Source organism: Bacillus sp. 22475, assembly GCF_052044835.1.
GTDB classification, from domain to species: domain Bacteria; phylum Bacillota; class Bacilli; order Bacillales; family Bacillaceae_G; genus Bacillus_A; species Bacillus_A cereus.
The window spans coordinates 121,931-133,918 of sequence record NZ_JBQENW010000014.1 but is presented as its reverse complement, the minus strand read 5'-3'; the positions used below and the strand labels follow the sequence as shown (position 1 = coordinate 133,918).

Below are 11,988 nucleotides of genomic sequence, written 5' to 3'. Positions count from 1 at the left end.
CGCTCGACTTGCATGTATTAGGCACGCCGCCAGCGTTCATCCTGAGCCAGGATCAAACTCTCCAATAAAGTTAGTTTGTCTAGCATCTAAAAATAAAAATTGACGTTTCACGTTGTTTGTTTCGTTCAGTTTTCAAAGAACTACTTGGTCGCTCATTTGCGACTTCCTTATGTTAACATCTTCATTTTTCAATGTCAACTAAGTTTTTCAATTTCTTTTTTGTCGTTTTCTGCGTTTCCGCATCAGCGACGGTTATTAATATATCATGCAGTATATACAGGGTCAATACTTTTCACAAAAAAATTTCACATCCCGTTAAAAACTTAAAAATCGCTGTAAAAATCATTATAGCACCCATTCATTCTTCATAGCTCCCCTCCTATCCATTTCATATCTTATCCCTTTATCAATTTACACGAGAGTGAAAATTCTAAATTTTATGTTATATTATTATTATAGGAGTGTGGTGAGAATGAGCATTAAGTATTCAAACAAAATCAATAAAATCCGGACTTTTGCATTAAGTTTAGTATTTATCGGCCTCTTCATTGCATACTTAGGTGTCTTTTTCCGCGAAAACATTATTATTATGACAACATTTATGATGGTTGGCTTTTTAGCTGTTATCGCTAGCACTGTCGTTTACTTTTGGATTGGTATGTTATCTACTAAGACTATCCAAATTATTTGTCCAAGCTGTGATAAGCCAACAAAAATGCTCGGCCGTGTCGATGCATGTATGCACTGCAATCAACCTTTAACACTAGATCGAGATCTAGAAGGAAAAGAATTTGATGAGAAGTATAATAAGAAGAATTATAAATCATAAGTATCAAGGGAAATACGAGTTTGCAACACTACAAACGTTTCAACTCATTAAAAAGTTGATTTCTTAAAAAATCAACTTTTTAATTGTTTTATTAAATTTATTACACCTATTTTTCGAAATAACAGTAAACATCCCTGTCATGTTAGGCGAATAATCTTTAAAATCATATTTTTCGTAGAATGACGTTTTCCCTTGCGACGCAAACAAACCAATGAATGCTTTATCTGGAGCATTCTGATTTAAGTATTCTACTAAAGTATTCATTATTTTCTTTCCAATACCATTCTTTTGATACTCTGGATGAACCACTATATCTTGAATATAGAAATAGATAGCCCTATCACCAACAATTCTGCCCATGCCGATGATTTGATTATTATCCTTGACTGTTATACAGTAAATCGAATTTTGAAGTGATATTTCCGCCACCTCAAAGTTCATATAATTAGTCCATCCCACAGAATCACATAAATATTTATATTCTTCCAATGTTGGAATGTCACTTTTAATCTCATATTTCTTCAAAATGTCCCCTCCAAGAATTCATTTCCACCAATACAAAGTAAATTCGACAAACTTTTATCTAACCCTTCTTACTAACTTAGCACTGTAAATCCCGATTAACCTCACGCTAATCCTTATATAATAAAGAAAGAGGCTGACGTATAGCCGTCAGCCTCTTTCTTTATTATATATTACGCCTTATGACACTCTGGACAAACGCCATAAATTTCTAAGCGATGACTATTGATAACGAAGCCTGTCGTTTTCGCAGCTTCCTCTTCCAGCTTTTCCAAGCCTCCATAAGGAAAATCAACAATCTTACCACATTTTTCGCAAATCACATGATAATGTTGACTTGTAACATAATCAAATCTACTTGAAGCGTCTCCATAAGTTAATTCCTTTACAAGTCCAACCTCTTTAAACACACGTAAGTTATTATAGACAGTTGCAACACTCATATTTGGAAACTTACCTTCTAGTGCTTTATAAATATCATCCGCTGTTGGGTGCGTCATTGATTCCACAAGGTACTCTAAAATAGCATGACGCTGTGGAGTAATGCGTACACCCGTATTTTTCAGCATTTCTAGCGCTTCTTTTAATTCTTCTTTGACCACCGTCATGCACCCCGATTCTATACGGATTATTATTTTATAATTCTTATAAAGAGTGTACTCCTTTTCTTATAAATCGTCAATATTTCTACTATAAGTATGTGGTTTATTTTTATATTCAGGACTTGTTTTTATGTATCTTTCCCTTTTTCTTCATATATTACATAGAAAAAAGTGCGACATAATCGCACTTGGAATACTATCATCTGAGGAGGTATGCCCTACACTTCCACTTTATGTAAGGCAGTAAAATATGTATAGACACTTGCCTTGTTTCTGCATATTTTATCTCCAACGTAGATTTATTTTATATAAGAAAGAACATCCTCAATATGTCCTTTCACTTTCACTTTACGCCACTCTTTTATAAGTTCACCGTCTTTATTAATAAGGAATGTAGAACGCTCGATTCCCATATACTCTTTCCCAAAGTTCTTTTTCAACTTCCAAACATCGTATAACTCTGCTACTTTATGATCTTCATCTACTAAAAGTGTAAATGGCAATTCATGTTTCTCAATGAATTTCAAATGTCTATTCGCTGAATCAGGACTTACTCCAAGAATAACCGTATCCTTCTCTTGAAATACTCCATACGCATCACGAAAATCACATGCTTCAGTTGTACATCCTGGCGTCATATCTTTCGGGTAAAAATAGAGAACTACATTTTTACCGCGGAAATCAGCTAGGCGAACTTCTTCTCCGTTACTTCCCTCTAATGTGAATTCTGGTGCCATTTCTCCTACTGTAATCATAGTTATCACTCCTACTCTTTTCCTTTACTATAACAAATGCTTCCTTATTTTTCATTGTCTATTACAGACCTCATCACAAAAGCAAAAGGGAGTGTATATCCAATTAGCGCTTCTGCGATTGCAATCCATCGCCCAATTCCAATCGGAGATATGTCACCATATCCAACAGACAATAAAGTAACTGCGCTAAAATATAAACAAACTTCGACGAGTTGAAAAGAATGAGCGTTCAAACTTTCTCCGTCCTCTTTCAAAACTGCGAAACCCATTTCCTCTAGTACAACGTAACTTAATCCAAATGCGATCAGTACTGTTGTATAGATCAAAAATAATGTGGCCAAATTATAGAGCGAAAAAAAACGCGTTGAATCTGAATAGGAACTCCATAATAATTGGACACTTTTCAAAATAGCGATTGCTGCAATTAATAGAATAAATCCCCATAACATGTCCTCCACCTCATTTTATATGTATGAGGTGGAGAACTGATTTATCCCTTAGAAACGAACAAGCTTCTATAATTAATTACCCGCGCCACGATACCTTTTTACCCCTTGGTTCCAGAGGGTGATTGCAATCGTAAAACAGATACCCCCAACAATTGGTGTCGAAAATGCATAACTATTCCATTCTGTTTTTCTTAAAAAGTATGCTGCTGGATATACTCCAACAAACGCAAACGGTAAAACAAACGTTAAAATGAAACGAATTACACGATTATAAATATTAACAGGATAGCGCCCGTAATTACCTATGTTATACATAAGGGGCATAATTGAACTTTTCGCATCCGACCAAAAACCAAGGCTCGCAAGCGTAACAAATATCCCTCCATATACAAGTGCTCCTCCTCCTACCATCAATATAAATAAGAAGAAATCATACCAGTAAAAAGATAATTGTAACTCCACAGCTGCATATCCCATTACAACAATCCCTGTAATGGCTCCAATTAAAGATTCAAGTTCCATTCTTTCTAATATAATTTGAAATAGGCTATGGATCGGTCGCGTTAATACACGATCCATCTCCCCTTTAATAATGTATCGATCATTAAAATCCCATATATTAAAGAAAGCTGAAAAGATGGCAAATGGTACTAAAAAGAAACCATAAATAAAGATTACCTCTTCTCGACTCCATCCCTTCAATGCTTGTGTATGCCCAAATACAACGAGAATAAATATTAAATTAACTGCTTGAAGCGATAAATCAGAAAGTAAACCAACGATAAAATCGCCTCGATACTCCAATTTCGTTTTTATATATTGACTTGCATATTGTAAAAATAAGTTTATATATAGCATCTCATCATCCCCCTTGTACAATTAGACGTTTTCTCGCCGTTCTCCACATGAGTACAATTGGAATAATAAGTACAATTGCCCAAATCACTTGAAATACTAAAGCCTCATACAACTTACTCCCCTGTATACCTTCAGAAAAAATCATACTTGGAATATAACTAATAGCCTGAAACGGTAAAAACATCATTGCTTTTTGGGCCCATAACGGATAAAAACTAATTGGCAATAATAGACCTGAAAATAAATCAATAACAACGCGTTTTGCATACATAATTCCACTATTATTAAATAGGAAAAACGTAAGCATTCCCGTCATTAAATTAATTTGTGTATTAATAATAAAACTAAATATTAAAGATAAGAAGAAATATAACCACGTTTGAAAATTCGTTGTAATTTGCAATGAAAATAATAGCGTAACGATAACCATGCCCGGGATGGAAAAGAATGCAAAACGGAATATCCCCTCGCCAAGACCTTGCATAACTTTCATACCTAAATAGTTGTAAGGACGAATTAATTCTACAGCCACACGGCCTTCTTGAATTTCCATCGCAATTTCTCTATCTATATTATTAAAATAAAACGCACGTGCCATCCACGCGATTGCGATATACGTAGTCATTTGCGAAATAGATAAACTTTCAATATTCTCTTTTCCGCTATAAATTGCTTGCCACAAAAAATAATATGCGCCGATATTAATTGTATAAATTAAAATCCCGCTATAATAGTTTGTGCGATACGCAAGCATCATTAAAAAGCGAATTCGAATCATTTCAATATACTTACCCATGCGTAATACCTTCTTCATAAATGTTACGAATAATTTCCTCTGTAGACACTTCGTTAATTTTTAAATCTTTAATTTGAAATGCTTGTACTACTTTAGAAATAAGCATTGAAATAATAACTTCTTCATTCGGAATTTTTGCAACCCATGCGTTTTCCTCTTTCGCTTTCGACCAAACAACATGATTATCTGGCATAACCATTGATAAAGCCTGATAGGAAACTGGTGCAACAAACTGAAAGTGTATTTCCTTCTCTGCTCCCCACTGCGTACGAAGATTATTTAAAGAACCGTCATACATAATATTTCCTTCATCCAGCATGATAACACGCTCACATAAAGCTTCAATATCCGTAATATCATGAGTAGTTAATAAAATTGTTGTTTTATAACGTTCATTCATTTCTTTTAAAAATTCACGTATTTTCAATTTCACAAGTACATCTAACCCAATTGTTGGCTCATCTAAAAATAATAACGGTGGATTATGAATTAAGGCTGCTGCTAATTCACAACGCATTCTTTGACCGAGAGATAATTTTCGAACTGGTTTATCTAATAAAGGCCCTATATCTAACGTTTCAATTACGTGCTCCATATGCTCCTTATACTGAGCGTCTGATACACCATACACTTTCTTTAATAAACGAAACGATTCTTGGACTGCAATATCCCACCAAAGTTGCGAGCGCTGTCCAAAGACAACACCAATTGTTCTTACAAATTCTTCTCTTTGTTTATGTGGATTCATTCCATTTACTGTGATTTGCCCTGATGTCGGAGTCAAAATCCCCGTAAGCATTTTAATTGTTGTTGATTTACCAGCACCGTTCTCACCGATATAACCAACCATTTCACCTTGCTTTACAGTAAAAGATACATCATTTACTGCTGGTACTATTTTATAATTACGATTTAATAAATCGCGAAATGCACCCTTTAAGCCCGGACGACTTGAATAGGCTGTAAACTCTTTACGTAACCCTTGTACCTCAATTACCGATTTCATAATCGGACCCCCCTCCTAAATGTCACAACGAATAGTTTACCCAACTGCCTTTGCTATCACAAACAATACGTCTTTTCGAAAAACATGTTAGAATAATACATAGATTTTTGTAAGGAGATGAATTGTAGTGAAATTCACAAAGTCAGAAGCATTACATAAAGAAGCTTTAGAGCATATCGTTGGCGGTGTTAACAGTCCTTCTCGTTCTTTTAAAGCAGTTGGCGGCGGCGCTCCTGTTGCTATGGAACGCGGGAAAGGCGCTTATTTCTGGGATGTAGACGGAAATAAATATATCGATTATTTAGCAGCATACGGTCCTATTATTACTGGACATGCTCATCCGCATATAACAAAAGCAATTACAACAGCTGCTGAAAATGGGGTACTTTATGGAACACCAACAGCGCTAGAGGTAAAATTCGCAAAAATGTTAAAAGAAGCAATGCCCGCATTAGATAAAGTCCGTTTTGTAAACTCTGGTACAGAAGCAGTGATGACAACGATTCGTGTTGCTCGTGCTTATACAGGTCGCACAAAAATCATGAAATTTGCTGGTTGTTACCACGGTCATTCTGATTTAGTACTTGTGGCAGCTGGATCTGGTCCTTCTACTTTAGGAACTCCTGACTCAGCTGGCGTACCACAAAGTATCGCACAAGAAGTTATTACCATTCCATTTAATAATGTAGAAACTTTAAAAGAAGCGTTAGATAAATGGGGTCATGAAGTAGCAGCTATCCTTGTAGAACCGATTGTTGGAAATTTCGGTATTGTAGAGCCTAAACCAGGATTCCTTGAAAAAGTGAATGAACTTGTTCACGAAGCTGGCGCACTAGTAATTTACGATGAAGTTATTACTGCTTTCCGCTTTATGTACGGTGGTGCTCAAGACTTACTTGGTGTGACACCTGACTTAACAGCGCTTGGTAAAGTTATTGGCGGCGGTTTACCGATCGGTGCTTACGGTGGTAAGAAAGAAATTATGGAACAAGTTGCTCCGCTTGGACCTGCATACCAAGCTGGTACAATGGCAGGAAACCCTGCTTCTATGGCATCAGGTATAGCTTGTCTAGAAGTGCTTCAACAAGAAGGACTTTATGAGAAATTAGATGAACTTGGTGCAATGCTTGAAAAAGGAATTTTAGAGCAAGCAGCGAAACATAATATCGACATTACATTAAACCGTCTAAAAGGAGCTTTAACTGTATACTTCACAACAAATACAATTGAAGATTACGATGCCGCACAAGATACAGACGGTGAAATGTTCGGGAAATTCTTCAAGCTTATGCTTCAAGAAGGAGTTAACTTAGCACCTTCTAAATACGAGGCATGGTTCTTAACGACAGAACATACAAAAGAAGATATTGAATATACAATCGAAGCTGTCGGCAGAGCATTTGTTGCCCTAGCAGACAATAAATAATCCCGTCATTAAAAGGAAAAAAGAAAGCTCACCTTTCTTTTTTCCTTTTTTCTATTTCATAAATTCCGCATTAATAGTATAATTATTCATAATTATCTGTTTTATATTCTTTTACAGCATTACTATCTCTGTGTACAAGGTGATTTGCACCTTAAATAGTAAGATTATTCTAACTTTTTTTACAAGAGGGGGGATTGACGGATGCTCAATACAAAAAATACATGGACACCGTCTTTATTTCGAGATTATAGAAATGCAGAACACGATGCGTGTGGAATCGTTTCCGTTATGGAGAAACGAAAAATTGCTACAAAAGAAAACATTGACCTTTGCATTCAATCACTCGTCAAAATGAATCATAGAGCTGGTTTCATTAATGGTGAGGGCGATGGCATCGGCATTCACATTGATGTACCAAAAGCGCTTTGGAATGAAAAACTAAAAAGTAGCGGATATAATCCAACGATTGTGGATCATCCCCACTTTATCGTTGGCCATTTTTTTCTAAATAAAAAAGAAAACATTACTATCTTAAAAGATTATATTCGTACGCAATTAAACAACAAAAACTTTACTATCATTTTCGAAAGTGATGATGTAACAAACTCTGATGCACTCGGTCCACTTGGTAAACAAGAAGAACCTTTATTTTGGCAAGTTGCCCTTATCGCAGAAAACGAAATTACAAATATTGAGCAAACATTATTTTCTGTCACAATAAAAATAGAGGAAAACGAAGCAATTCATGTTGCTTCATTAAGTCGTGATCATGTTGTATATAAAGTTCTAGGTGCTGGTGATACACTTGTTGCCTACTATAATGATTTACAACATCCACTTATCGCTTCAACTATGACATTAGGACATAACCGCTACTCTACTAATACATTATCTAATTTTTTTCGTGTACAACCATTTAGCATTCTCGGACATAATGGTGAAATTAACACAATCGCAAAATTACGCGATCAAGCTGAAATGATTGATGTACCACTTACTGCTGGAGGCAGTGACTCTCAAGATTTAAACCGCACCTTAGAAACTCTACTTGTTCAATACGACTACAGTTTATTTGAAGCAATGGAAATTCTATTCCCACCAATTATTAATGAAATTAAACTTTATGAAACACCTTTACAAGATTTATATACGTATATACGTGAAGCATGGGGACATTTTGCACAAGGACCAGCTGGCATCATTTCCCGTTTTAAAGATGAAGCTGTTTTCAGTGTTGATTCCCTTGGATTACGCCCAGTATGGAAAGTAGAGACAGAGAGCTCCTATATTTTCTCTTCTGAACCTGGAGTTGTATCACCAACTAAATATGTAGCAGAACCAAAACCACTCGCCCCTGGAGAAAAGGTCGGATTAAAATGGAATGAACAAGATGAACTTGTTCTTTATGAATATGACAAATATCAAATCCAAGTATATAACCGTTTTAAAAAGCGAATTGATACTACCAATTACCATTTAAATTTATCTATCCCTGAAACGAAAAAAATCCAAGGGCTATGTGATTCTGTTCAAGTTGAAACGAAACAATACGTCGCTTTCGGATGGGACCGAGAACATATTCAGCTCCTTGAACAGATGGCAACAAAAGGCGTTGAGCCAATACGCTCACTTGGGCATGACTCACCACTTGCCGCACTCGATACTGATAGACGAAATATCGCTGACTTTATTAAAGAAAGTGTAGCTGTTGTTACAAACCCAGCAATTGACCGCGACCGTGAAATTGAACACTTCTCTACACGTACTGTACTTGGAGAGCGTCCAAGTTTATTAAGCGGCGCAAAACAGCCATTTGTAGTTGAAATGCTTTCACCAATTATTTTAGAAGGCAGCGTGGCACAACCTATTGCAGAGGAATTACACACAATTACGTACGAACAACTCATAGAGCTATTTAAGACTCATAACTCTATCGCCACAATCTCTGCTACATTCAGCTCGTCAGAAACTCTGCAATGTGCATTAAGCCGCATTAGTTCTGAAGCGATAGCTGCTGTTAACAATGGTGCTTCTCTACTAGTATTAGATGACGCAAAAGCCCATGTAAATGAACGCTTATGGATTGATCCACATTTAGTTACCGCTAAAGTACATCAAGCATTAAGTGAAAATAAATTACGCCGCAATTGTTCTCTCGTTATACGTTCTGGTGCCCTTCGCTCCTTACATGACATTGTCACGCTATATGGATTAGGAGCAGATAGTATTAATCCATATTTATTATTCGCGACTGTAAATGATGGAACAAAAACACCAATTACGAATCTGTATAATGCACTTAATAAAGGATTAGAAAAAGTCATTTCAACAATTGGAATTCATGAGTTACGTGGTTACGGACGTCTCTATTCATCTATTGGGTTACATGAGGAAATCGCAAAGATATTACAAATTACAAATTTCTTCGGTTCAAATGATTTAGCTTTTTCACTTGAATCACTTGCTGAAGATGCCAAAATACGAGCAGAAGATTATAACAATCCTAAAATTAGAATGCGAAAATCATTTCATATATTCCCGCGAATTTGGAAAGCAATCGGCGATGTTGCAAAAGGAAATTCTTATGATGATTACCGTGACAAGTTAAGTGAACTAGAAGAGAATAATCCAATCGCAATCAGACACCTTGTTCAAACGAAACAAACAAAACATGTCGTTCCAACTGAAGAAGTATCTATCGGCATTCAAAATCATAATTTACCATTTATTATTAGTTCTATGTCATTTGGTTCTCAAAACGAAATCGCCTTTCGCGCATATGCAGAAGCTGCCGATCAGCTAAATATGATTAGCTTGAACGGTGAAGGCGGCGAAATTAAAGATATGATTGGGAAATACCCACATACACGTGGACAACAAGTGGCATCTGGACGATTTGGAGTAAATGCCGAACTACTAAACTCATCAAACTTAATTGAAATCAAGATTGGTCAAGGCGCAAAGCCTGGGGAAGGTGGACATTTACCTGGTTCAAAAGTGACAGCCAAAATAGCTGAAGCACGTAATGCGACAATCGGCTCAGATTTAATTTCACCTTCTAATAACCATGATATTTATTCAATTGAAGATTTAGCTCAAATGATTACAGAAATTAAAACAGCTAATCAACTTGCCAAAGTAGCCGTGAAAGTCCCTGTCGTTCCTAATATCGGAACAATTGCTGTCGGTATAGCCAAAGCTGGTGCTGATTTTATTAACATTAGCGGATTCGATGGCGGAACAGGTGCTGCACGTATTCACGCATTGCAGCATGTAGGTCTTCCTGTAGAAATTGGTGTTAAAGCTGCTCACAACGCTTTATTAGAAGCGAGCATGAGACATAAAGTAGAGATTTGGGCAGATGGTGGTATTCGAAGTGTAAATGATGCCTTGAAAATCATGCTCCTCGGAGCAAACCGTATTGGATTTGGCACACTATCAATGATTGCCATCGGCTGTACTACTTGCCGTGGGTGCCATCTAGATACTTGCCATGTTGGAATTGCGACACAAATCGAGTCTGAAGCACAAGCAAAAGAACACGGATTACGCCGCTTCGTCCCGCGCGAATTAGAAAGCGCAGTTGCCGGCCTGTTAAATTTATTCACCTCTTTCGGTGTAGAACTAAAACGATTAACAGGACAGCTTGGGTATACAAACTTACAAGCAATTGTCGGGCGTTCTGATTTACTAGAGCAAGTTCGAGGCGAAAATTTATTAAACTTATGTAATTTACTACAAATAATAGAACATCCATCTGTTACAAGAACAGAAGACATACCGGAAAAACAATTTAAAACAATTCATTCCGCTGACTCAAAAGAATTAGTAGGCGTTGGTGTAGAGCAACGCGTTATGGGGGGGCTAGAATCATGTTATCGCGTTCGCAGTAAACTATATGAAGCTACTCAACTTGAACCACTTACATTAAAGTATACGAATGGTTCTATTCCCGGAAATGGGTTAGGTGCTTACAATAGTGAAAATTTATTTATACACGTAAATGGCGGCGCACAAGATGGCATTGGTAAAACTTCCTTTGGTGGTGGTATTTATATAACGAAATCAAAAGGAGAAGATGGAGTATATTATAACGGTTCTGTCGGAAAAGGATTTGGATATGGTGCACAAAAAGGGGCACTATACGTGCAAGGGAACGCTGATGCTCGCGCTGGCATTCGCCTTTCTGGGGCAGACATGATAATTGGAGGTAGAATAACAAAACCACTCCGTGAAAAAGAGCACGGAAATATAGGGGCATACTCCAATATTAAAGGGTTTGCTTTTGAATATATGACAAATGGGCGAGCGCTTGTTTTAGGTGACCCTGGTCCATGGATTTGCGCCGGCATGACTGGCGGTGTTGTTTATTTACGTCATGATTCAAACTTAGGCTTAACAGAACAGACCTTAAAAAGAAGAATCGCAAAAGGGGCAAATGTTACATTACAACCAATTAGTAAAAATGGTTTGAAAGATGTAACTGAATTATTGCTAGACTATATTCGTGTACTAAACGAGCATGAGCAATATGAGGAAGTTGCTTTGTTAACCCCGTTATTAGATGATATACAGAACCAGTTTTTTGAAATTATCCCGAAAAAAGAACAGGCAGATCCATCTATCTCAACAGAGTGACATGAGTAATTTTCATTATTAAGAAAAAATTGACGAAGTACACTTCTCATAGTAATCTATAGTAACAATTTGAGACCTGCTGAAATTCAGCAGGTCTTTTTACTAAA

General features: G+C 36.6%; 10 protein-coding genes and 1 rRNA gene. 3 read left to right on the top strand and 8 right to left on the bottom strand.

What is annotated here, in order from left to right:
• A 16S ribosomal RNA gene (locus ACTJJY_RS20870) occupies window positions 1-68 on the bottom strand; the annotation flags it as partial.
• 404 nt (window positions 69-472) lie between these two features.
• Here ACTJJY_RS20870 and ACTJJY_RS20865 point away from each other — a divergent pair.
• Window positions 473-829: a YgzB family protein gene (locus tag ACTJJY_RS20865; RefSeq protein ID WP_440606428.1), complete on the top strand. Its 357-nt coding sequence runs from the start codon at window positions 473-475 to the stop codon at window positions 827-829.
• A gap of 63 nt (window positions 830-892) precedes the next feature.
• On the opposite strand, the gene ACTJJY_RS20860 is transcribed toward ACTJJY_RS20865, so the two are convergent.
• The 7 genes from ACTJJY_RS20860 to ACTJJY_RS20830 all read right to left on the bottom strand — a co-directional run bounded on the left by ACTJJY_RS20860 (window position 893) and on the right by ACTJJY_RS20830 (window position 5,817).
• Window positions 893-1,354, bottom strand: a complete 462-nt coding sequence (locus tag ACTJJY_RS20860) for a GNAT family N-acetyltransferase (protein WP_440606427.1) — start codon at window positions 1,352-1,354, stop codon at window positions 893-895.
• Between the two features lie 170 nt (window positions 1,355-1,524).
• Window positions 1,525-1,953, bottom strand: a complete 429-nt coding sequence (gene perR, locus ACTJJY_RS20855) for a peroxide-responsive transcriptional repressor PerR (RefSeq protein WP_000237829.1) — start codon at window positions 1,951-1,953, stop codon at window positions 1,525-1,527.
• Window positions 1,954-2,252: 299 nt separating this feature from the next.
• Window positions 2,253-2,708: a thioredoxin-dependent thiol peroxidase gene (bcp, locus tag ACTJJY_RS20850; RefSeq protein WP_440606426.1), complete on the bottom strand. Its 456-nt coding sequence runs from the start codon at window positions 2,706-2,708 to the stop codon at window positions 2,253-2,255.
• A 44-nt stretch (window positions 2,709-2,752) separates the two neighbouring features.
• The gene (locus tag ACTJJY_RS20845) at window positions 2,753-3,157 is read right to left on the bottom strand and encodes a potassium channel family protein (RefSeq protein ID WP_000964343.1); all 405 of its coding nucleotides are present in this window, start codon (window positions 3,155-3,157) and stop codon (window positions 2,753-2,755) included.
• Between the two features lie 72 nt (window positions 3,158-3,229).
• Window positions 3,230-4,015, bottom strand: a complete 786-nt coding sequence (locus ACTJJY_RS20840; RefSeq protein ID WP_440606425.1) for an ABC transporter permease — start codon at window positions 4,013-4,015, stop codon at window positions 3,230-3,232.
• 4 nt (window positions 4,016-4,019) lie between these two features.
• Complete coding sequence (locus tag ACTJJY_RS20835) at window positions 4,020-4,811, bottom strand: ABC transporter permease (protein ID WP_000521519.1); 792 nt, start codon at window positions 4,809-4,811, stop codon at window positions 4,020-4,022.
• Window positions 4,804-5,817 (bottom strand): ABC transporter ATP-binding protein, encoded by a 1,014-nt coding sequence (locus tag ACTJJY_RS20830; protein ID WP_000843655.1) that lies wholly within the window; start codon window positions 5,815-5,817, stop codon window positions 4,804-4,806. The genes ACTJJY_RS20835 and ACTJJY_RS20830 overlap by 8 nt, the downstream gene beginning before the upstream one ends.
• 127 nt (window positions 5,818-5,944) lie before the next feature.
• Here ACTJJY_RS20830 and hemL point away from each other — a divergent pair, with 127 nt between their 5' ends.
• The gene (gene hemL, locus ACTJJY_RS20825) at window positions 5,945-7,243 is read left to right on the top strand and encodes a glutamate-1-semialdehyde-2,1-aminomutase (protein WP_440606424.1); all 1,299 of its coding nucleotides are present in this window, start codon (window positions 5,945-5,947) and stop codon (window positions 7,241-7,243) included.
• 201 nt (window positions 7,244-7,444) lie between these two features.
• Window positions 7,445-11,881 carry a glutamate synthase-related protein gene (locus ACTJJY_RS20820; protein ID WP_440606423.1) on the top strand — a complete coding sequence of 1,479 codons (4,437 nt, stop codon included), beginning with the start codon at window positions 7,445-7,447 and terminating at the stop codon, window positions 11,879-11,881.
• The last annotated feature ends 107 nt before the right edge of the window (window positions 11,882-11,988 follow it).